This is a genomic window from Actinoplanes sandaracinus (genome assembly GCF_030009775.1).
Lineage (GTDB): Bacteria > Actinomycetota > Actinomycetes > Mycobacteriales > Micromonosporaceae > Actinoplanes > Actinoplanes sandaracinus.
Genome location: NZ_JASCTH010000057.1, coordinates 1 through 21,370 on the forward strand (window position 1 = coordinate 1; position 21,370 = coordinate 21,370).

Sequence of the window (21,370 nt, forward strand, 5' to 3'; positions counted from 1 at the left end):
GCCGCTGGAATCGGCTGTTCGTCGGTTCGCTCGCTAATGTCATGGTCATATCAGGTTTGGCTGTTCCCGCCTTCGCGGGGGCCCCGACCACGCCGTCGCGAGAGCCGTCGCCGCCGCCGGTCGAGAAACTCGACAACGACGGCGGCCCCGTCAAAGGGCGAGCCTGGACCCAACAACAGGTCCGTGACACGCCGGCGCCCGCACCGGTGTGGCCGCAGCCGACGACGGCCCGGGTCGACCTGCCGGCCGCTACGGCCGCTAGTGCCCGTGCGGCGACCGCCGACCGCAAGGTCAAGGTAGGCAACCTGCCCGTCTGGGTGGCCGATGCCCCCGACGGCGGCGGCTCGCGGTTGTCTCGCCTTGACGTGCAGGTGGTCGACCGTGCCACCGTCCCCGCGGCCTGGCGCGACGGCATGGTGCTACGGATGACCGCACCACAGGGCGCCGGCACGGGAAAGACCCGGCTCTCGGTCGACTACCGACAGTTTCAGAAGGCATACGGCGCGGACTGGGCGTCGCGTCTGAAGCTGTGGCAGGTGCCGCGCTGCGCACTCGACACCCCCGCGGCGGCAGACTGCCGCTCGGTGGCACTGCCCTCGACCGTCGACAAGTCCGCGGGCACGGTGTCGGCGACGGTAGCCGTCGACTCGGGCGCCACCGGCGCCGTCAACACCACCGCCGCGGCCAGGACCACTGCGGCCGCGGCCACCGGTTCCTTCGTGGCGCTGGCGGCCGCGCCGTCCGGTGACAGCGGCGACTTCACCGCCACCAGCCTCGCGCCGTCCTCGACGTGGTCGGCGGGCGGCAACTCCGGTGAGTTCACCTGGAACTATCCGATGCGGGTACCGCCGGCGATCGGGCTTTCTCCTGACATCTCGTTGGCTTATTCCTCGGCGGCGGTGGACGGCCGTTCGAAGGTGACCAACAACCAGCCGTCCTGGGTCGGTGAGGGCTTCGACTACACGCCCGGCTTCATTGAGCGCCGCTATGTGCCGTGCGCGCAGGATTCCAAGGACGGCGCCAACAGCACCAAGTTTGTCGGCGACCTGTGCTGGCGATCCGACAACGCCACGATGAGTCTTGGCGGTTCTAGCCGCGAGCTGGTCTATCAGGCGGGTAAGGGTTGGCACAGCCGCACGGAGGACGGCTCCAAGATCGAGAAGCTGACCGGTGCCGGTAACGGCGACACCGGTGACGCGGCCAAGGACGGCGTGGGAGAACACTGGCGGATCACCACCGCTGACGGCACCCAGTACTACTTCGGCCTCGACGACCTGCCCGGCGAAACCGATCCCACGAACTCGACGCTGAACGTTCCGGTCTTCGGCAACCACTCCGGCGAGCCTTGCCACCAGAGCGGCTTCATGGCTTCCGACTGTGTGCAGGCCTACCGCTGGAACCTGGACTATGTCGTCGACGTGCGCGGTAACACCATGTCGTACTGGTACGGCAAGGAGACTAACAAGTACGCGCAGAACGCCACCGACTCCGCCACCGCCGCCTACGACAGGGCCGGCTACCTGACCCGGATCGACTACGGCACCTACGACCGGACCCAGGCCGTCCACGGTGTCACCGAACGCAACACCAACCCGCACGCCCAAATCGAGTTCACGACCGACGGCCGGTGTTTCACCAACTGCGGCACCGAGGCGTCCCCGACGACCGCGAACTGGAAAGACACTCCCTGGGACCAGGACTGCAAAGCCTCCGCGACGTCGTGCCCGAAACAGTTCTCGCCGACGTTCTGGACCACCAAGCGGCTCAAGACGGTCACGACCCGGGTGTGGGACACCACCGTCGCGACGCCGAAGTGGCAGGACGTGGACTCGTGGACACTCACCCACACGTTCTCGGCCACCGCCGACACCACCCACACCGGCCTCTGGCTTGAGAAGATCGACCATGCCGGTCTGGTCGGTGGGCAGGTGAACCTGCCGCCGGTGACCTTCGAAGCGAAGTCGATGCCCAACCGGGTGCTGACCGAGAACACCTCGACCAACAACTGGCTGCGGATCTCCAGCATCGTCACCGAGACCGGCGCCCGGATCAAGGTCGACTACACCGAACCGGACTGCACCGAGGCGATCATCGGCTCGCTGAAGGCACACACCAACACCCGCCGCTGCTATCCGGTGAAGGTCCCGAGCAACGCCGACCCCGGCGGCGACCTCATGGTCGAGGAATGGTGGCACAAATACCTCGTCACCCACGTCGCCGAAGACGACCTCCAGATATCGAATGATCATCCGGCGCCGTCCAAGCACACCCACTATGAGTACGTCGGCGCTCCGGCTTGGCACTACGCCGACGACGACGGTCTGGTCCAAGCCAACCGCAAGACCTGGGACCAATGGCGCGGCTACGCCGAGGTCCGCACCAGCGTCGGTGACGAGGCCGACACCCGCACACTGACCGTCACCAAGTTCCTGCGCGGCATGCACGGCGACCGGGCGGCACCTTCCGGCGGAACCCGGCCTGTCACCGTTCCCGCCTCGATCGGCTCCGAGACGGTCTACGACCACGACCAGTTCGCCGGCAAAATCCGCGAACAGGCCACCTTCAACGGCGTCGTCTCCAAGCCGGTGTCGAAGACCGTCAATGTTCCGTGGCGCTCCAACCCCACAGCCAGCCGCACCATCAACGGCGATACCGTCGAAGCCCGCTATGTCAACACGCAGACCACCTATGCGGCAACCGCGCTGGGCGTGGACGGCAGCCGTGGCTGGCGTACCACCAGCAGCCGCAGCGACTTCGACCACACCTACGGAACCGTCAACTGGTCGCAGAACGACGGCGACATCAGTAAGACCGGCGACGAGAAGTGTGTCTCCTACACCTATAACCGCAACACCGCCAAGAACCTGACCGGCACGGTCAGCCGGACCTTGAGCACCGCCCTGACCTGCGGCACGGCACCGGCCAGCAGCGACGACGTCATCGCCGACAGCCGGACCTATTTCGACGGCGCGACCAGCCTCACCACGGCTCCGGCCTACGGTTCGGCGACCAAGGTCGAGCAACTCAGGGACTGGACCCCGGGGACCGGCACGGTTTGGCAGACGGTCTCCGAGGCCACCTACGACTCCGTGGGCCGGGCGAAGACCACCACCGACATCAAGAACAAGGTCAGCGAGAGCACCTACACGCCCGCGGTGGGCGGGCCGGTGACCAAGGTCGTCACCAAGAACTCGCTCGGCTGGCGCTCGACCGTCGACACCAACCCGTACTGGGGTTCGGTCACGAAACAGACCGACCCGAACGGCCAGATCACCGCCGACGTCGACTACGACGCGTTCGGCCGCGTAGCGCGGGTGTGGGAATTGGGCTGGACCCGCGCCGCCAACACCACCAAGCCGTCGGCGCAGTACGAGTACAAGTTCGCGGCCAACCGCGACGCCTACCCCTACGTCCGGTCACAGACGCTGAACGCCGCCGCCAACTACATCACCTCCTACCAGATCACAGACGCCCTGCTACGACCACGACAGACCCAGACCCTGTCCAAGGGCGGCAGCGGCCACCGAGTCGTCACCGACACCATCTACGACGAATTCGGCCGGGCCGCCACCACCTACGGCGCCCACGCCGAACACGGTGCCCCATCCGGAGTGCTCTGGTGGGAACCGGAATGGTCCGTGCCGACAGTCACCAAGACCGTCTTCGACCGCGCCTCCCGACCCACTACCTCGATCTTCCTCAGCGGCAACAACATCGACAACCTCGTCGAGAAGTGGCGCACCACCACCGCCTACGAGGGTGATTTGACCAAGGTCACCCCGCCCCGAGGCAGTACCCCGACCACCACCCTGACCGACATCGATGGCCGGGTGACCGCCCTGCGGCAACACACGACCCCTGCCGGGGTCAACGGCGCCTACACCGAGACGACCTACACGTTCAACCGCAAGGGCCAGCAGACCAAGGTCACCGACAGCGACAAGAACGAGTGGACCAACACCTACGACCTCAAGGGCCGGCTCGTCCACAGCACCGATCCCGACAAGGGCAACACCAGCCGCACGTACACCGACTACGACGAGCTGGAAAGTACTACCGATGCCCGCGGCGAGAAACTCTGGTACGTCTACGACGACCTCGGCCGCAAACTTGCGGTTCGCGACGACTCGGCCACCGGGCCACTGCGCACCGCCTGGAAATATGACGCCTTGTCAGATGGCATCAGCGTTGCTCGTGGACAGCTCACCCAGAGCATCCGCTACGAACCGGCCGGTTCCGCCAACGCCTACAAATGGCAGGTCCGCAGCTTCAATGGCCGCTACCAGCCCACCGGCGTCAACTACGTCATCCCCACCGCCGAGACCGGCCTGGACGGCACCTACATCGTCGGCTACGGCTACGCCGGAGCCACCGGCGAACCCACGACGCTCTCCTACCCGGCCGGTGGCGGTCTCGTCACCGAGCAACTGACCACCCACTACAACCCCGCCACCGGCATGCCTGCCCGCCTCGCCACCAGCCTGACCGGCTCGGACGGCACCATGGCCACCACCAACTTCACCGCCTACGGCGAACGCACCGGCTCCAACTACCAGATGCCCGGTGGTCAATTCGCCCAGGACACGATCTACCGCGACGAAGGCACCCGGCGGATCAGCCGCACCGTCGTCGAACGCCAGACGGTCGCGGGAACGGTCTCCGACCGCAACTACGACTACGACGAAGCCGGCAACATCCTCTCCATCGAGGAGAAACCCGCCGTCGGCGCCGGCGAGAAGCAATGCTTCCGCACCGACACCCTCGGCCGCCTGGCCACCGCCTGGACCCCGAAGCCCGAGCTGCCCTGCACCACCGACCCCACCCTGGGCGACCTCGCCGGACCAGCCGCCTACTGGCAGGACTGGACCTTCACCAACACCGGCTCCCGCAAAACCGAAACCACCCACGCCGCAGCCGGCAACACCGTCCGTGACTACACCATGCCCAACGGCGGGCCGAACGTCATCCGCCCGCATGCGGTCACCAGCATGACCACCACCGCCGGCAGCCAGCCGCCCACCACCACCCAGTACCGCTACGACGCTAACGGCAACATGACCTGCCGCCCCACCGCAGGCAGCACCAACAACGACTGCGACACCAACACCAACAGCCAAACCCTCGACTGGAACCCCGAGGGGAAACTGGCAACGGTCACCGTCGCCGCAAACACCGTCGAGGCCAGCGTCTACGACGCCGACGGCGGACGACTCATCCGCCGCGACGCCACCGGCACCACCCTCTACCTACCCGGCCAAGAGATCCGCCGCGAAGGCACCACCAACACCGGCACCCGCTACTACAGCTTCGCCGGCACCACCTTTGCCTCCCGCACGGCATCGTCAGCTATCACCGATCTGACCTGGCTCTTCAGTGATCACCAGGGAACCCAGCAGATCAGCATCAACGCTGGCACCCAAGCCGTCACCACCCGCCGCCAGACCCCCTACGGCGGCGAACGCGGAACCAACCCGATGTGGGTGAACAAGAAGAGTTTCGTGGGCGGCGATATCGATCCCACCGGACTGATCAACATCGGTGCCCGCCGCTACGACACCGCACTCGGCCGCTTCATCTCCGTTGACCCATTGATGGACCTGACCGACCCGCAACAATGGAACGGCTACAACTACGCCAACAACAGCCCCATCACCAAGAGCGACCCCACCGGACTCCGAGCAGCCTGCGGAGTTGGGCACGACACACCCTGCGGAGACTACCCAGCTCATCCCAATGGCGTAACCACCTCTACACCCGCGACCGGCGGTAACAGCGGTGGCAACGGTGGCGGTAACAGCGGTAACAGCGGTGGCGGTAACAGCGGTAACAGCGGTGGCGGCAACAGCGGTGGCAACGGTGGCGGCAACAGCGGTGGCAGCAACGGCGGCGGCAACGGCGAGTCGGCTGGAGACGGCGGAAACGATGTCACCGGCTTCTTTAAGGGCGTAGGCGAGCAGCTCGTCGACATCGCCAAGACGCCGCTCAACATCGCCGAAGGCATGTACGACTGCGTCACGACCTACTACCAGCCGATGTGTATACAACCGGGCGGTCCCCTGCTGCTCAACGCTATACACGACCCCGGGGCCACCGTCAACGGCGTATGGGAAGGCCTGGTCGGCCCAGTCCTCGATGACTGGGACAGCGGCCAACAAGACGAAGCCGTCGGCCGCGGAGTCGTCATGGTCGGCGAAGTTGTCGTAGGCTCAAAAGGCGCCGGCGCAGCCAGCAAAGCCACCACAGCGGCCAGCAAATCGAGTATAGGAAGCAGGGCCGCCAGAGCTGGCGAAAGCTGCCTGAACAGTTTCACGGCAGGCACGTTGGTGCTGCTCGCGGGCGGCCTTACCAAGGCCATCGAGGACGTCGTCGTTGGCGACGTAGTCCTCGCCACAGACCCGGTATCCGGTGAAACCCGAGCGGAGCAAGTCACCGCGCTCATCGTCGGCAGCGGCGTCAAACACCTGGTGAAGATAACCGTCGAGACCCCCGGCGACACCAAGTCCGGCACAGCCGAGATCACCGCAACCGACGAACACCCCTTCTGGGTCCCCGAACTCAGCGACTGGGTAGACGCCACCGACCTGCAGACCGACCAGTGGCTACAGACCAGCGCCGGCACACGCGTCCAGATCACCGCCATCGAACGCTGGACCGACCCGCAGACCACCGTCTACAACCTCACCGTCGACAACATCCACACGTACTATGTGCTCGCCGGAAACACGCCGGTGCTTGTGCACAACGCTGGTGGGGACAAGCTACGGCCTGACTACAATGCGGAAGGCCCGCATACCACGTTCCTCCGCGACAGGGGAACCGGGCAGATCAAGAAATGGGCGACTTGGATTCCGCAAACGAACCCTCGTAATCCAGCGCCCTGGGAGATGGTGGAGCGATTCGATTTGCAGGGTCCGGCGCATACCAATAGGGACGGAACTAAAGTTCCTACACCGCATATCAATTTGCCCAATGGGGGCGACGCACGTCCGGCTCAGCCATGGGAAATTCCGGGGAGTGGTGTTGCGCGACCGAGTTGCTGACGGCGATTTTGGCTATCTTGTGAACTGGTACGCCGCCCAGTGTGACGGCGAATGGGAACACGAGTTTGGGATCCGAATTGAAACTCTGGATAATCCCGGCTGGAGTATCAGCATTGACCTGGTGGGGACCTCTGCCGAGGGGAGGATCCTAAAAATGAGCAGACGAGAAATTGGCAATGGAAAGTGGATTACTTTCGAGTCCACAGGCATCTCATTCGAAGCAAGCTGTGATCCGCTTTCGCTTCAAGAAGTGGTTGAAGAGTTCAGGATTCTTGTGGAATCCCACTAGCTGCATCGGTGCGTATGAAGGTCGGATGGCTCGGCGGTCTGATCCTCAAGGCTTATCACGGGCGGCGGGCGGGTCACGCTTTGTAGTGACTCGTCCGCCGTCGTGTGTTGGGGTGCGCAGTTGTCGGCTTGCGTTGCCGTCACGGCTGCCGTCAACGAGGTCTACTAATCTAAGATTATCGATGAGCTGAGGTTTGGCGCGAGTTGGGGGTGAGCGGTGCGTCATGGTGTACGCCAGTACTGTAAGGCGCCACACGCGCAGCTCTCTCGTCGCGCGGCGGCACTTTACCGTCACTCTTGTCTATGGCTGGAGGCTTGGCGTTGGCGGTCGTGCGCGCGGGGCCGTAGGCCTGTAGCGCGTGCGCGGGGCCCGGCTTTGGCCGGGCCGCCTTCTTGATTACGTGAAGCAGTTTTGGACCAGCGCCGCCCCGTGGTCAGGTCGTCGGCTTGCGGGGGCGGCGGGTCTTCTTGCCCGTCTGCGGAGGTTCGGCGGTCGCCTCGTCTGCTGTGGCGCTCGGGACGTCGTCGCGGATGAGGTGCGCGGGCTGCTTGGCGTAGTTGCCGTGGTCGGCGTGGTACTTGATCACGTCGTCGATGAGCTGGCCGTGGGCGTCGGCGTGCCGGAGTAGGTCATTGAGGGCGGCGTTGCGGTCGTCGGCGGTGCGTGCGGCGTGGAAGGGGACTGTAAATTTATCGGCGGATCTCGATATTTAGGGAGACGCTCAGATGACAACCGAACACCCTGACCGGGAACCGGCCGGAGTCACATCGACGGAGATCTCGGATGACCAGCTCGTCGCGATGCTGGTCGACCGGGCTCGTGGCAACGACCTGAAGCTGACCGGTGAGGGTGGGCTGTTGCAGCAGCTCACCAAGCGGGTGCTGGAGTCCGCGCTCGAGGGCGAGATCACCGATCATGTCGGGTTCGACAAGCATGGCAAGGCGACGAACAGGCGGGAGAACACTCGTAACGGTCACCGGTCCAAGACGGTGATCACCGATGTCGGTCCGGTCGAGGTCCGGGTGCCCCGTGACGTGGCGGGTTCGTTCGAGCCGCAGATCGTGCGTAAGCGGCAGCGTCGGCTGACCGGTGTCGACGAGTTGGTGCTGTCGTTGTCGGCTAAAGGGCTGACACATGGGGAGATCGCCGCTCACCTGGCCGAGGTGTATGGCACGGAGGTGTCGAAGCAGACGATCTCCACGATCACCGACAAGGTCACGGACGGGATGGCCGAGTGGCAGAACCGTCCTCTGGACCGGGTTTACCCGGTTTTATTCGTCGATGCCATCAACGTCAAGATCAGGGTTCTGTCGCCGATCTTGTGATGTGGACGGGTCCGTCACCGGCGCGGCGCTTTCGTCGATCATGTCCGGCGTGTTCGTTTGTTGAGCGGTTACTGCCGCATCTGTCGGATCTGTTGATCGAGGCTGTTGAGCAGCGTGACGGCGTGCTGGTTTTGTTTGGCCAGGTCAGGGCGGCGACCGCACGGTGCGGCCGGTGCCGGCAGCCGTCGAGTCGGGTTCATGGGCGGTATCAGCGGCGACTGCGTGACGTTGCCGTGGCGGGGATGGCGCTGGTGCTGCAGGTGCAGATCCGGCGGTTTCGCTGCGACAACATCGGCTGCTCGGCGAGGACGTTCGCTGAACAGATCGGAGGACTGACCACGCCGCATGCGCGGTTTACGGGTGGCTTGAAGGTTCAGCTGACGCAGATCGGTCTCGCGTTGGCCGGTCGGGCCGGCTCTCGGCTGGCCGTGATGATTGGGTCTGCTGCAGGCCGTGACACGTTGTTGCGCCTGGTCAAAGCTTTGCCGGATCCGCCGCGGACGTCGATCACGATGCTCGGCGTGGATGATTTCGCGTTCCGGCGAGGGCGTCACTACGGCACGGTGTTGATCGACATGGCCAGTCACCGGCCGGTCGATATGTTCGACGGCCGCGATGGTGACAGCCTCGCTGACTGGTTGCGGCAGCATCCCGAGATCGAGGTGACCTGCCGGGACCGTGCCGGCGGTTATGGCGAAGGCGCCCGCCTGGGTGCGCCGGAAGCGGTGCAGGTCGCGGACCGGTTTCACCTCTGGCAGAACCTGGGCCAGGCGGTCGAGAAAACTGTCAACGCGCATCGTTCGCGGCTTGCCGCGCCGGCTCCACCGCCGGCAGACGACACCATGCCTGTTCAGGTGCGCAAGCTGCCCGAACTCAAGATCGTTACTCGTCTTCGTGAGCACCACGCCGCTGTCCACGAACTGGCCGCTCAAGGGTGGACCAAGTCGGCGATCGGCCGCAAACTCGGCCTGCACCACGCCACCGTCCGCAAATACCTCAGCGCTGCCACCGCTGCGGAGTTGACCGCGGTGTCCGAGCAACGCGCACACGTGGTCGACGACTACGTCGCCTACTTGCACCAGCGCTGGAACGAGGGAGAACGTAACGCCACCCAATTGTTCCGCGAGATCAAAGAGCAGGGCTATCCAGGCGGCGAACTCGCGGTCCAGCGTTACCTGCGCCGCTTCCGCAAAGGTCTCGGACACGCCCCACACCCCGGCCCAAGACCGCCGTCGGTTCGCCAGGTCACCTCGTGGATCATGACTCACCCCGATCGTCTTGATCCACGCGACGCGGCCAAGCTGCGCGAGCTTCGCAGCCGTGACCGTGACATCAACCGGCTCGTCAAACACGTGCGGTCCTTCGCAGTCATGCTGACCGGCCGACACGGCGACCGCCTCGACGAATGGATCACCACGGTCGAAGGCGACACCCTCACACCCCTGGCCGGCTTCGCCCGCAATCTGCGGCGGGACCTCGATGCCATCCGCAACGGCTTGACCCTGCCGCACAGCTCAGGCCCGGTCGAAGGCAGCATCAACCGCCTCAAGATGATCAAGCGGCAGATGTTCGGCCGTGCCGGCCTCGAACTGCTACGCAAACGCGTCCTGCTCGCGCACTGAACTTCACACAACCGGCGACAGAACCAAGATCAGAGACGGTCACGTCGCGAACCGGCCGATCTACGTCGCCCTCGCGGTCACCGCAGACGGGCACCGCGACATCCTCGGGATCTGGGCCGGCGACGGCGGCGAGGGGGGCAAAGTACTGGCTGCACGTACTGACGGAACTGCGCAACCGCGGGGTGCAGGACGTGCTGATGCTGGTCTGCGACGGGCTCAAGGGCCTGCCCGACGCGGTCACGACCGTCTGGTCCAAGACCATCGTGCAGACCTGTGTGGTCCACCTGCTGCGCAATTCCTTCAAATACGCGGCCCGGCAGGACTACGAGAAGATCGCCCGAGCCTTGAAACCGGTCTACACCGCGGCGACCGAAGACGCCGCGACCGAACGGTTCATGGAGTTCGCCGAGCTCTGGGGCAAGAAATACCCGGCGATCGTGAAGCTGTGGTCGGACGCCTGGACCGAGTTCGTGCCGTTCCTCGCCTTCGACGTGGAGATCCGCAAGGTCATCTGCTCCACGAACGCCATCGAGAGCGTCAACGCTCGCATCCGCAAGGCCGTCCGGGCCCGCGGCCATTTCCCGAACGAGACCGCCGCCCTGAAATGCGTCTACATGGCGCTGATGAGCCTTGACCCGACCGGCGCCGGCCGCCGCCGCTGGACGATGCGCTGGAAGGCACCGCTGAACGCCTTCCAGATCGCCTTCGAAGGCCGCCTCGACCCTGCCAACCACTGACCACCACAAATAACCACAGATCAGCCTTTAAATTGACAGACCCGCCCAGTGCCGGGAACCCGATTTGGGCGGTGATTGCCGTGGTTCAGCGTTCTATTGTATTGATGATCATCTCTAAGTTGGGTGACGGTCATACGGTGGTATGCATGCTGGCGGGCGAGTGGGCACGTGTGCGGCGGTATGGGGGCTCTTCGAAATTAAGCGGGATTGAGGTGTCCGCGGTGGCGTCGGGTGGTCGTGGTGCGGGTGCGTAGTCGCTGGTTTTCGGGGTTGCGGAAGCCGTAGGCGTCGCGGGCGACGGTTTTGATAAGGCGCCCGGTGCCTTCGGAGCCGGCGTTAGTGATGCCGGTGGTCAGGAACGCGAGGATTTGCGGCCACCAGGTCTCGATCGTGGTGGCGAGCCGGTGGAGTTCGGGTAGGTCGGAATCGGCGCAGCGGGTGTAGAAGCGGCGCAGCAGCCGGTGGACGAGTTCGCGGTTGGGGCGGGTGCGGGCGGTCGCGAGTAGGTCGAGCAGGTCCTCCTTCGCGTTCCACGCGGTCAGGATCGGAGTGCCGATCCTGGTTGGTAGCGCTTCGAGGGTGTCGGCCAGTCGATCGACGTGCTTTCCGCTCATCCGGGCCGCCAAACGAGTCAGCCGGTTACGCATCCGCCATTCGGGATCAGTACCGCGGCGGTCCTCTGTGCCGTCAGCGTTCGTCCATCTCCTGCTCACTGGGCGACGCAGGCCTCGGTGTGGTCGCTCCTTCATCCTCCGCTGGTTCGGCGGGTGGAGAGCCGGCCACCTCCGGACCGTCCGCATCGGGGCCATCGAATTCGATCTCTGCCGGGTTGATGACCAGCGGCAGACCGGAGTTCTCCAGGGCGCGTAGGAGCTGCTGCTGCAGCTGCTCCTCCTTGGCCATCCGACGTTCGGCCTCCTCGTCCTCAGATTCCCAGGCGACTCGGGCGGCCAGGGCCTCGCGCAGCACCGTCGCCTCGGGGCTGAGCTCCAGCCAGCCCCTCGCGCTGAACTCCGCCCACCGCTCCGACATCCCGGCGTCCTGGGCCTGGCGGACAACGAACGCCAGATCGGTCAGTGCCGCGAGGAGGCTGCCGGCGGCGGCGCGGGTTTGTTCGGCGAGGTGGTACACGCGCCGGCGGGTTTGCTCGACGGTCAGTTCGAGCTCGAAAGCCTGCGGCTTGTTGGTCAAGTCAGTCCAGCGCATCAGGCCGAGCGCCTGTCCGATGGCTGGGAGTTCACTGATCTTCGGTTCGCGGTGGCCCTGCTCGAGCTTCCAGATCGTCGCCTGGGTGTAGGACTGCCCGAATTCCTTGACTTTTTCGGCCAGTTCAGCCTGTGACAGACCGCGCGCCTCCCGCGCACGTCGCAGGTTGATGGCGAAGTGTTCCGCCACTCGGCTCTCATCCCAGATCGGCATTTTCGGTCACCTCTCTAAAACTCCAAAACGGAGTTGGCAGCCACTCCAAAGCAGAGGCTACACTACTTCGGAGTGGCCGCCCACTCCAGAAGGGAGTCAAGGTTCCGGTTCCCTTCCGATCCGTGCAGTCGCTCGCCGGTCCTGAGCCGGACCTCGCAGTTTCCTGAACTCGTCGCCACGGGAGGCGCAGCTTCGTGACCGTAGAAGTCACCTTGACGATTGTGGAGATGCAGCATGCAGCCATGCTCGGCGCGTGGCGTCAGATCGAGTCCACGCGGCTCGGGGTGAAAGATCGATTCGGAGCGGATTCGGAGAACGGCTGGACGCTCAACATCGAGGGTGCCGCCGGCGAGATGGCCGTAGCGAAGACACTGGACCGCTACTGGGGCATGCCGGTGAACACGTTCAAGCAAGGCGGTGACGTCGGCGCTCTCCAGGTCCGCACCCGGTCCCGGCACAACAGCGACCTCATCGTGCGACCCTGCGATCGCGACGGAGACGTGTTCATCCTCGTCACCGGGCGGGCGCCTCGCTTCCGGATTCATGGGTATGCCTGGGGTCAGCAAGCAAAGCGGGCGTGCTGGCTCCACGACTACGGTGGCCGGCCACCCGCATATTTCGTGCCTCAATCGGCGCTTCGCCCGCTGCATCTGCTGCGGTGCTCGCCGGGAGGAACGTGGGACGACGCAGTAAGCAGTGCCGACCTCCCGCTCGATCGCGCGGCCTGAAGTGACGACGCGCAATGTCATGCAGCTCGAACGGCAAGGCCGCCCGGCCGTATGTGCGGCGGTGAAGCGGGACCATCCCGAAGAGGCGGAGGGAATGGCTTACAGCGACATCGACAACGACACGGCGTGGCACGAACTCCTCAACGAGAAGTACAGGGCTGAACGCAAGTTGGCGCTCCTGGTCGCGCAGGTGGAGCGGGATCACGACGAGAACCACGCCGGAAATCTGCGATGGTGTCCCGTAGAGGCCTGTCGCACTGTCGCCGACCAACTCAAACGCTGACCTTCACCTGGGACGAGGCCCGTATCAGCGTTTCGGGGTGCTGAGGTGGCGAATATCAGCTCTCGGACTCATCGCGAGTAGGCATCCCTAGATCGTCGACTTACTCACCGCCAGCCTGCCCAGCGTTGGCCTCGACCCGGCGGACCGCCGTACGAAGATGCTTACCTTCGAGTCAAGCGACTCCAGGAGCTTGATTCGAAGGCGCTCTGCTGGAGCAAATAGCGCTGCGCAGCCGACCGGCTTGATCTCAATGGTGCGCGGTCCGGTCGACGTCGCCGCTGAAGTGCTCCCGCCGCCTGTCGGTTATGGGTTGAGACTACGGAGGTGCTCAGCCGACGGCCACCACACGCCCGCCGTCGTTTCGTCGATACCCAGGGGCGGGCGGCTCCACTCCCGCGGGATGGACAGGTCAAGCCCGCCGTCTTCGAACGTCGCGACGAAGAAGTCCACGGTGCCGCTGTTGACATTACGCAGGCGTCGGCCGGGCGGGGCGGCTGCGGCGGCATGGCCGTGCCCTACGGCGACAAGTGGGCGCATCGGAGACATCGTTGCGGAACTTTTCTCCGGTCGGTGCGGCGCCTCGTCGGTGCACTCATCCGGAGCCGGCACGCGGATCGTCGTGTGTTCGAACTTCGCGGCAGGCGCAGTCATCCGGAGCATCCAGCTTCGGCCGGCCTGCGACGGAAGCGCATCGTCACACCGTCTCCACCACTGGAGCAGCGACGCAGTGGTGTTGACGTGCGGAAATCTAGCGACAAGTCATCAAAACAGGTGTCATCAGTTTCCCACCCTGACGACACGCCAGTGCGGCGGCGACGTCAGTGCGTCGCGGTCGATGGAAATCTGGTCTGACCAGGTGTGATGTGGGTGACGGTGCTTGGCCGCGTCGGCGGCGCGGTCCAAGCCTCCCGTGATGGTGGAGTCCCAGATCCTGCCAAGATCCCTACCAAAAGATCTTGCTTAATCGACAGTGAACGATGTAATAAGGCGCTGAGCAGCGCAAACTTGAGCGGGCGACGAGAATCGAACTCGCGTAATCAGTTTGGAAGACTGAGGCTCTACCATTGAGCTACGCCCGCATGACCCCCGATCACCTCGGGGCTCGTGCACATCCTACTGAATCATCTCCCGTCTGCGCGAACCGGATTCCCCTGCAGGTGACTCCAGCGCACACGCGGGCAAGTCGACCGCATACACTGGCCGACGCCACGGGGTGTGGCGCAGCTTGGTAGCGCACTCGCTTTGGGAGCGAGGGGCCGTGGGTTCAAATCCCGCCACCCCGACTGATACCAACATCCGCAGCAACAAGGAGTACGCCTGTGAAGAGCACCGTCGAGACTCTGAGCCCGACTCGGGTGAAGCTCGCCATCGAGGTGCCGTTCGAGGAGCTCAAGCCGAGCCTGCAGAAGGCGTACCGGGAGATCGGCGCGCAGGTCCAGGTGCCGGGCTTCCGCAAGGGCAAGGTTCCGGCGGCGGTGATCGACCAGCGGGTCGGCCGCGGCGCGGTGCTCAACGAGGCGGTCCAGGAGGCGATCCCGCAGCAGATCCTCGCCGCCGTCCAGGAGCACGAGGTCAAGACCCTCGGCCGCCCCGAGGTGGAGATCACCGAGTTCGCCGACAACGCGCCGCTGAAGTTCACGGCCGAGGTCGACGTCCGCCCGGAGATCACCATCCCCGACCTCGCCGGCATCTCTGTGGAGGTTCCGGCCGTCGAGATCGGCGACAGCGAGATCGACGAGCAGATCAACGGCCTGCGTGAGCGCTTCGCCACCCTGAAGACCGTGGAGCGCGCGGCTGCGGAGGGCGACTACGTTCAGCTCGACCTGAACGCGACCGTCGACGGCGAGGACGTTCCGGGCGGCTCGGCCACCAACATCTCCCACGAGGTCGGCAGCAAGCAGCTGCTTCCCGGCCTCGACGAGGTGCTCGTCGGCCTGTCCGCCGGCGAGGAGGCCACCTTCACCACCCAGCTCGTCGGCGGCGACTTCGCCGGCCGCGACGCTGAGGTGAAGGTCGTCGTGCGCACCGTCAAGGACAAGCAGCTCCCCGAGGTCGACGAGGAGTTCGCCCAGCTGGCGAGCGAGTTCGACACCCTCGAAGAGCTCCGTGACGACCTGCGCACCCGGCTCACCAAGGTGAAGAAGGTCGAGCAGATCTACGCGGCGCGGGACGAGGCGCTCAAGCAACTCGTCGAGGCTGCGGCGATCCCGGCTCCGGAAGGCGTCGTCAAGGACGAGGTCGAGGGCCGCAAGCAGGCGATGACCGACCAGCTGGAGCGGATCGGCGCTTCCCTGGCCGACTACCTGGCCTCGGAGGAGAAGACCGAGGAGCAGATCGACCAGGAGCTGACCGAGGCCGCTCAGGAGGGCGTCCGGATCCAGCTGCTGCTCGACACCATCGCCGACGCCGAGGACGTCCAGGTCACCGACGACGAGTTCGGCCACGAGATCGTGCACCGGGCGCAGCGCGCCCAGATGCAGCCCCAGCAGTACTACGACCAGCTCGTCCGCTCGGGCGCCGCGGCCGCCGTCTTCGGCGACGTGCGCCGGGGCAAGGCGCTCGCCTCCGTGATGGAGCAGGTCACGATGAAGGACAGCGAGGGCAACACACTCTCCCTGGACGACCTGCGCACCGAGGAAGACGAGCACGCCGGGCACAATCACTGATCTGAGCTGCCTGGCCGGCCACCGCGCACCGCTAACGGTGCGCGGTGGCCGCCGTGTTTTCCGGGGTACGGCTACGCCTATGCGCTCTCAGCGAACACCTGCCCGAGCGGGAAGCTGATGCGCATCCGACCAGTTAGGTTGGTCGTACGACGGACAACCTGCCGGCCGGTTTCTCGGCCGACACAGCAAGCTGTGAAGGGCTGCCATGACCGATCTCCACATCCCCGCCGGCCCTGCCCTGCGGCGCGGCGGTGACACCCTCAGTGGCAACCTTGATGACTCGGTCTTCAACCGCCTGCTGCGTGAGCGCATCATCTTCCTCGGCAGCGAAGTGTCCGATGCGGTCGCCAACCGCATCTGCGCGCAGCTGCTGCTGCTTTCCGCCGAGGACCCCGAGCTCGACATCCACCTCTGGATCAACTCGCCGGGTGGTTCTGTCTACTCCGGTATGGCGATCTACGACACGATGCAGTTCATCGACAACGACGTGTCCACGGTCGCGATGGGCATGGCAGCCTCGATGGGGCAGTTCCTGCTCTGCGCCGGCACCCCGGGCAAGCGCTACGCCCTGCCGCACGCGCGCATCATGATGCACCAGCCGTCCGGCGGCATGGGTGGTACCGCCGCCGACATCGCCATCCAGGCCGAGCAGATGCTTTACACGAAGCGCATGTTCCAGGAGCGGATCGCCCACCACACGGGCCAGACGCAGGAGCAGATCGCGGCTGACTTCGACCGGGACCGCTGGTTCACGGCCGACGAGGCTAAGGACTATGGCTTCATCGACAAGGTGATCACCGGGGCCACGCAGGTTCCCGACGGTGCCGGAACGCTGAACTGAGGAGCTGAACCATGACCAACCTTTCCATGCCTCCCGGGTTCGCTCCGGTGCACAACCGCTATGTGCTGCCCTCGTTCTCCGAGCGCACCTCGTGGGGCATCAAGGAGTCCAACCCCTACAACAAGATGTTCGAGGACCGGATCATCTTCCTCGGCGTCCAGGTGGACGACGCGTCGGCCAACGACGTGATGGCCCAGCTGCTGACGCTGGAGAGCACCGACCCGGACCGCGACATCCTGATGTACATCAACTCGCCCGGTGGCTCGTTCACCGCGATGACCGCCATCTACGACACCATGCAGTACGTGCGTCCCGACATCAGCACGGTCTGCCTGGGCCAGGCGGCCAGCGCCGCGGCGGTCCTGCTCGCCGGTGGCACCCCGGGCAAGCGGATGGCGCTTCCGCACTCGCGGATCATCATCCACCAGCCGGCCACCGAGGGTGGTTACGGCCAGGGGTCGGACATCGAGATCCAGGCGCGCGAGATCATGCGGATGCGGACCCAGCTGGAGGAGCTGATTTCACATCACTCCACCCGGCCGATCGAGCAGGTCCGCAAGGACATCGACCGTGACAAGATCATGACGGCCGACGAGGCCAAGGAGTACGGCCTGGTCGACGTCGTCCTGGCGACCCGTAAGAAGAGCCTGCAGACGTCCGGCGTCTGAGCCTGACCGCGCGGAGTCAGGGGCCGGCCGGCAAGCGTAGACTGGCCGACCCCTGACACGCCCGTTTTGGGGGGTCGGAGAACAGCCCCATTGCGGGTAACGTCAGGTCTGCAGCCTCAGGTACGCGGTTCGGCGGACGATAGATGGCAACGAGGCAATCAGTCCTCGGACAAGGACCGGTCGACGGCCGGCCAATGAACGCAGGGAGAACGTAGGTGGCACGGATCGGCGACGGTGGCGACCTACTCAAATGCTCCTTCTGTGGGAAGTCGCAGAAGCAGGTCAAGAAGCTCATCGCAGGCCCTGGGGTCTACATCTGCGACGAGTGCATCGACCTCTGCAACGAGATCATCGAAGAAGAGCTGGCTGAGACCGGCGAGGTGAAGTGGGAAGAGCTTCCCAAGCCGATGGAGATCTGCCAATTCCTGGACACCTACGTTGTTGGTCAGGAGCAGGCGAAGAAGGCACTATCTGTCGCGGTCTACAACCACTACAAGCGGATCCAGGCCGAGTCGAACGGCGCCCCCGGCGGGGGCAGCGATGTCGAGGTGGCCAAGTCCAACATCATGCTCATCGGCCCCACCGGGTGCGGTAAGACGCACCTGGCGCAGACTCTGGCCCGGATGCTCAACGTGCCGTTCGCCATCGCGGACGCCACGGCGCTCACCGAGGCCGGCTATGTCGGCGAGGACGTCGAGAACATCCTGCTCAAGCTGATCCAGGCGGCTGACTACGACGTCAAACGCGCCGAGCAGGGCATCATCTACATCGACGAGGTCGACAAGATCGCCCGCAAGAGCGAGAACCCGTCGATCACCCGTGACGTCTCCGGTGAGGGCGTGCAGCAGGCACTGCTCAAGATCCTCGAGGGTACGGTGGCGAACGTTCCGCCCCAGGGCGGCCGCAAGCACCCGCACCAGGAGTTTATACAGATCGACACGACGAACGTGTTGTTCATCGTGGGCGGCGCCTTCGCCGGTCTGGACCGGATCATCGAGCAGCGGGTCGGGCAGAGTGGTGTGGGGTTCGGCGCCCGCCTCCGGTCGGTCTCCGAGCGGAACACCGACGACATCTTCAGCAGAGTGATGCCGGAGGACATGCTCAAGTTCGGCCTGATCCCTGAGTTTATCGGCCGTCTCCCGGTCATCACGACGGTTCGCAACCTCGACCGTGAGGCTCTCATCAAGATCCTCACCGAGCCGCGGAACGCCTACGTGAAGCAGTACCAGCGTCTCTTCGAGCTCGATGGTGTCGAGCTGGAGTTCGACGAGGGTGCGCTGGAGGCGATCGCTGACCAGGCCATGCTCCGCGGCACCGGCGCCCGGGGCCTCCGCGCGATCATGGAGGAAGTCCTCCAGAACGTGATGTTCGAGGTTCCCAGCAACCCTGATGCCGCTCGCGTCCTGATCACACGTGAGGTCGTCGTCGAGAACGTGATCCCGACGATCGTCCCGCGTGAGTTCGTCGGCCGGCGTCGCCGTCCCGACCGTGAGGAGAAGTCGGCCTGACCGTCCGGCTTCCCGTTCGTCACCGCCGCTGCCCGTCACGGGCAGCGGCGGTTCTGCGTTTCCCGGGCTGTGTGACGCGGCGCGGGAGGGTCACGGGGCGCTCGCGGGTCGTACCCTCGAATTCATGCGCGTCGCCGTCTGCCAGCTGAACTCACGGGAAGACCGTGCCCACAATCTCGTCGTTGCTCGTGAACTGCTTGGGCGCGCTGCCGCCGCCGGCGCGACGTTCGCGGTCCTCCCGGAATATGTCGACTTCCTCGGGCGCTCCGCCGAGGCCCCGAAGCCCGAGCCGGTCGACGGGGAGTTCGCCGAGTTCTTCGCGACCGCCGCGCGCGAGCTCGGCATCTGGGTGCATGCCGGCTCGTTTCACGAGACCGGCCCGGACGCCGACCGGACGTACAACACGTCGCTGATCTTCGCCCCCGACGGCGAGCGGGCGGCGACCTACCGCAAGATCCATCTGTACGACGTAGAGATCGCCGGCAGGGTCTCCTACCAGGAGTCCCGCACCGTGGCCCCCGGGGAGAACACCGTCGTCGCCGAGGTCGACGGGGTGCCCACCGGCCTCAGCATCTGCTACGACCTGCGCTTCCCCGAGCTGTACCGGCGTCTCGCCATCGCCGGCGCGAAGGTGCTCGTGGTGCCGGCCGCGTTCATGCTGCACACCGGCCGGGATCACTGGGAGGTGCTGCTGCGGGCCCGCGCGATCGAGAACCAGTGCTACGTGCTCGCGGCGGGACAGATCGGCGACCATGATCCGGACCGGACCTGCTTCGGCCGCAGCATGATCATCGACCCGTGGGGGACCGTGATCGCCCAGGCGCCGGACACCGTCGGCGTGACCGTCGCCGATCTGGACCTGGACCGTCTCGAAAAAATCCGGACCGAGGTGCCGAGCCTCGCCAACCGCCGGCTTTGAAGCCACCTGAAGTCGGCTCGTGCCGAGCCGAGACTGTCTGACGCGCCTGCATGTCTCCGCAGCGGCTCATGCCGGCCTGAGCTGACATCCGCAACGGGCTTCTCCGGAACTGCCGAGACATCCCGGAGCCAGCAGGTGCGCCAGCGATCCCGCTTCCGCACCGCCTGTCAGACCGTGCAGACATTCAAACGTCGCGTACCACCTGATCCGCAGTACGAAGTCCTGGACCGCGTCAGGGCTCGGACGGGAGCCATGCTGGGCCCTGCCCGGAAAGCCCGCCCGCGTGCGACACGGGCCTGACGAGACCGCGGAACACGGGGTCGGCGGCGCGGCTGTCAGGACTGGACAGCCCTGCGCGGGGATTTCGGGACATCCGTGTGCGGGCCGGCGGGAACGCCATGGTGATCGAGGCCGGCACGGCTTCCGAGTGCCACCGCCCGGGGACTGTGAGCTGGGAAGTAGGACCGCGAACCGGCTAGGGCGCGAGTTGTATCCGGCGTCACAAACTGTCGAGGAGGTAGCTCAGAGCAGTCAGCGCGACCACCGCGCCACCGACGAGCAGAAGGGCCCCGCCCATGCGCGACGGACCGCGCATCAGCAGCTTGCGCGCTGACAGCACGACCGTGACCAGCACAAGTAGGCCGATCGCCCACTGCCACAGCGGGACGAGCAGGCCTAGAACCGCATCGGCCGCCAGCGTTGGGGGAGTGGCCATGAAGCCACTCTGTCATGGGTTGGCTGCGTCTTGTGCCGCCTCGCCGCCCTGGACGGGCAAGGACATCGATTTGCAGTCTCCGGCCCCCGTCGCGTAACTTTCTCTCTGCAAGCGGGAAACCGGTACGGAGCGCCACGAAAGTGACAATCTGGAAGGTGGCCCGGAGGCAGTCGAGAGCGAGTTATGCTCGAGTTCGACACCGGGTGGTGCGGGTAGGAGATCCACGAGGGTTTGAACAACCCAGACGGATTTGCGGCCGCGAAGCCGACCGGGTAGAGTAACGAAGCCGGCAGGGAGCCGGGCTGAGAGATCGCTACTGAGTTAACCTCAAAGGTGATCGAAGGCCGGTCTGCTAGAGCTACTTCCCGCATCGCGGGGAAACACTTGGGCGTTGCCGACAGGACCCCGGTCCTGGGCGGCGAAAACGACCGGGTACTATTGAGCGGTTGCCTCGACGGCGGGCCTTAACAGGCTCATCTTCGATGTGCGGTTGTTCTTTGAGAACTCAACAGGGTGCTTGATAAGCCAGTGCCAATTATGGCAATACCCCGGCTTGTCTTAACGGTAGTAATACTGTGGGCAGGTTAGGGATTCCTTTGGCAACATTTTT

General features: G+C 65.2%; 15 protein-coding genes, 2 tRNA genes and 3 pseudogenes. 13 read left to right on the forward strand and 7 right to left on the reverse strand.

Annotation, left to right across the window (positions count from 1 at the left end):
• Positions 1–487: 487 nt before the first annotated feature.
• Positions 488–709 (reverse strand): hypothetical protein, encoded by a 222-nt coding sequence (locus tag QLQ12_RS47305; protein ID WP_407651712.1) that lies wholly within the window; start codon positions 707–709, stop codon positions 488–490.
• 10 nt (positions 710–719) lie between these two features.
• Here QLQ12_RS47305 and QLQ12_RS45370 point away from each other — a divergent pair, with 10 nt between their 5' ends.
• A complete protein-coding gene (locus tag QLQ12_RS45370) occupies positions 720–7,040 on the forward strand; it encodes a polymorphic toxin-type HINT domain-containing protein (protein WP_407651713.1) in 6,321 nt (2,106 codons plus the stop codon).
• The gene (locus tag QLQ12_RS45380) at positions 7,015–7,329 is read left to right on the forward strand and encodes an immunity 53 family protein (RefSeq protein ID WP_282767294.1); all 315 of its coding nucleotides are present in this window, start codon (positions 7,015–7,017) and stop codon (positions 7,327–7,329) included. Before QLQ12_RS45370 ends, QLQ12_RS45380 begins: the two co-directional genes overlap by 26 nt.
• A 433-nt stretch (positions 7,330–7,762) precedes the next feature.
• On the opposite strand, the gene QLQ12_RS45385 is transcribed toward QLQ12_RS45380, so the two are convergent.
• Positions 7,763–7,915: a hypothetical protein gene (locus QLQ12_RS45385; RefSeq protein ID WP_282767295.1), complete on the reverse strand. Its 153-nt coding sequence runs from the start codon at positions 7,913–7,915 to the stop codon at positions 7,763–7,765.
• Positions 7,916–8,129: 214 nt separating this feature from the next.
• On the opposite strand from QLQ12_RS45385, the pseudogene QLQ12_RS45390 reads away from it, so the two are divergent.
• From QLQ12_RS45390 to QLQ12_RS45400, 3 genes and pseudogenes are all read left to right on the forward strand, one after another.
• Positions 8,130–8,633, forward strand: a pseudogene (locus QLQ12_RS45390) (transposase); the annotation flags it as partial.
• 20 nt (positions 8,634–8,653) lie between these two features.
• A complete protein-coding gene (locus QLQ12_RS45395) occupies positions 8,654–10,276 on the forward strand; it encodes an ISL3 family transposase (RefSeq protein WP_282767296.1) in 1,623 nt (540 codons plus the stop codon).
• Positions 10,277–10,301: 25 nt separating this feature from the next.
• A pseudogene (locus tag QLQ12_RS45400) lies at positions 10,302–11,013 on the forward strand (IS256 family transposase); the annotation flags it as partial.
• 197 nt (positions 11,014–11,210) lie between these two features.
• Here QLQ12_RS45400 and QLQ12_RS45405 read toward each other — a convergent pair.
• Both QLQ12_RS45405 and QLQ12_RS45410 read right to left on the reverse strand, forming a co-directional pair.
• Positions 11,211–11,687 (reverse strand): annotated as a pseudogene (locus QLQ12_RS45405) (transposase); the annotation flags it as partial.
• A gap of 13 nt (positions 11,688–11,700) precedes the next feature.
• Positions 11,701–12,432: a helix-turn-helix domain-containing protein gene (locus QLQ12_RS45410; protein ID WP_282767298.1), complete on the reverse strand. Its 732-nt coding sequence runs from the start codon at positions 12,430–12,432 to the stop codon at positions 11,701–11,703.
• A 194-nt stretch (positions 12,433–12,626) separates the two neighbouring features.
• Between QLQ12_RS45410 and QLQ12_RS45415 the strand changes: the two genes are divergently transcribed.
• Together QLQ12_RS45415 and QLQ12_RS45420 are read left to right on the forward strand one after the other, a co-directional pair.
• The gene (locus QLQ12_RS45415) at positions 12,627–13,160 is read left to right on the forward strand and encodes a hypothetical protein (RefSeq protein WP_282767299.1); all 534 of its coding nucleotides are present in this window, start codon (positions 12,627–12,629) and stop codon (positions 13,158–13,160) included.
• Between the two features lies 1 nt (position 13,161).
• Positions 13,162–13,443, forward strand: a complete 282-nt coding sequence (locus QLQ12_RS45420; RefSeq protein ID WP_282767300.1) for a hypothetical protein — start codon at positions 13,162–13,164, stop codon at positions 13,441–13,443.
• A gap of 303 nt (positions 13,444–13,746) precedes the next feature.
• Here the strand turns inward: QLQ12_RS45420 and QLQ12_RS45425 are convergent, their stop codons facing one another.
• Entirely contained in the window at positions 13,747–14,094 is a 348-nt protein-coding gene (locus QLQ12_RS45425; RefSeq protein ID WP_282767301.1) for a hypothetical protein, read from the reverse strand.
• A 357-nt stretch (positions 14,095–14,451) separates the two neighbouring features.
• Positions 14,452–14,522 (reverse strand) — tRNA-Gly (locus QLQ12_RS45430).
• A 130-nt stretch (positions 14,523–14,652) separates the two neighbouring features.
• Here QLQ12_RS45430 and QLQ12_RS45435 point away from each other — a divergent pair.
• The 6 genes from QLQ12_RS45435 to QLQ12_RS45460 all read left to right on the forward strand — a co-directional run bounded on the left by QLQ12_RS45435 (position 14,653) and on the right by QLQ12_RS45460 (position 20,045).
• A tRNA-Pro gene (locus QLQ12_RS45435) sits at positions 14,653–14,726 on the forward strand.
• 36 nt (positions 14,727–14,762) lie between these two features.
• The gene (gene tig, locus QLQ12_RS45440) at positions 14,763–16,109 is read left to right on the forward strand and encodes a trigger factor (protein ID WP_282767302.1); all 1,347 of its coding nucleotides are present in this window, start codon (positions 14,763–14,765) and stop codon (positions 16,107–16,109) included.
• Between the two features lie 205 nt (positions 16,110–16,314).
• Entirely contained in the window at positions 16,315–16,950 is a 636-nt protein-coding gene (locus QLQ12_RS45445; RefSeq protein ID WP_282767303.1) for an ATP-dependent Clp protease proteolytic subunit, read from the forward strand.
• A gap of 11 nt (positions 16,951–16,961) precedes the next feature.
• Positions 16,962–17,618 carry an ATP-dependent Clp protease proteolytic subunit gene (locus tag QLQ12_RS45450; RefSeq protein WP_282767304.1) on the forward strand — a complete coding sequence of 219 codons (657 nt, stop codon included), beginning with the start codon at positions 16,962–16,964 and terminating at the stop codon, positions 17,616–17,618.
• A gap of 215 nt (positions 17,619–17,833) precedes the next feature.
• Positions 17,834–19,126 (forward strand): ATP-dependent Clp protease ATP-binding subunit ClpX, encoded by a 1,293-nt coding sequence (gene clpX, locus QLQ12_RS45455; protein WP_282767305.1) that lies wholly within the window; start codon positions 17,834–17,836, stop codon positions 19,124–19,126.
• A gap of 124 nt (positions 19,127–19,250) precedes the next feature.
• Positions 19,251–20,045 (forward strand): carbon-nitrogen hydrolase family protein, encoded by a 795-nt coding sequence (locus QLQ12_RS45460; protein WP_282767306.1) that lies wholly within the window; start codon positions 19,251–19,253, stop codon positions 20,043–20,045.
• A 499-nt stretch (positions 20,046–20,544) separates the two neighbouring features.
• Here QLQ12_RS45460 and QLQ12_RS45465 read toward each other — a convergent pair whose 3' ends face one another.
• Positions 20,545–20,760 carry a hypothetical protein gene (locus QLQ12_RS45465; RefSeq protein ID WP_282767307.1) on the reverse strand — a complete coding sequence of 72 codons (216 nt, stop codon included), beginning with the start codon at positions 20,758–20,760 and terminating at the stop codon, positions 20,545–20,547.
• Between the last annotated feature and the right edge of the window lie 610 nt (positions 20,761–21,370).

What these genes read in the sequence shown, in the direction of transcription:
- QLQ12_RS45465 (WP_282767307.1), bottom strand. Translation starts at nt 20,760, where the DNA reads ATGGCCACTCCCCCAACGCTGGCGGCCGATGCGGTTCTAGGCCTGCTC.
- QLQ12_RS45445 (WP_282767303.1), top strand. Translation starts at nt 16,315, where the DNA reads ATGACCGATCTCCACATCCCCGCCGGCCCTGCCCTGCGGCGCGGCGGT.
- QLQ12_RS45410 (WP_282767298.1), bottom strand. Translation starts at nt 12,432, where the DNA reads ATGCCGATCTGGGATGAGAGCCGAGTGGCGGAACACTTCGCCATCAAC.
- QLQ12_RS45425 (WP_282767301.1), bottom strand. Translation starts at nt 14,094, where the DNA reads ATGACTGCGCCTGCCGCGAAGTTCGAACACACGACGATCCGCGTGCCG.
- QLQ12_RS45450 (WP_282767304.1), top strand. Translation starts at nt 16,962, where the DNA reads ATGACCAACCTTTCCATGCCTCCCGGGTTCGCTCCGGTGCACAACCGC.
- QLQ12_RS45395 (WP_282767296.1), top strand. Translation starts at nt 8,654, where the DNA reads ATGTGGACGGGTCCGTCACCGGCGCGGCGCTTTCGTCGATCATGTCCG.
- QLQ12_RS45460 (WP_282767306.1), top strand. Translation starts at nt 19,251, where the DNA reads ATGCGCGTCGCCGTCTGCCAGCTGAACTCACGGGAAGACCGTGCCCAC.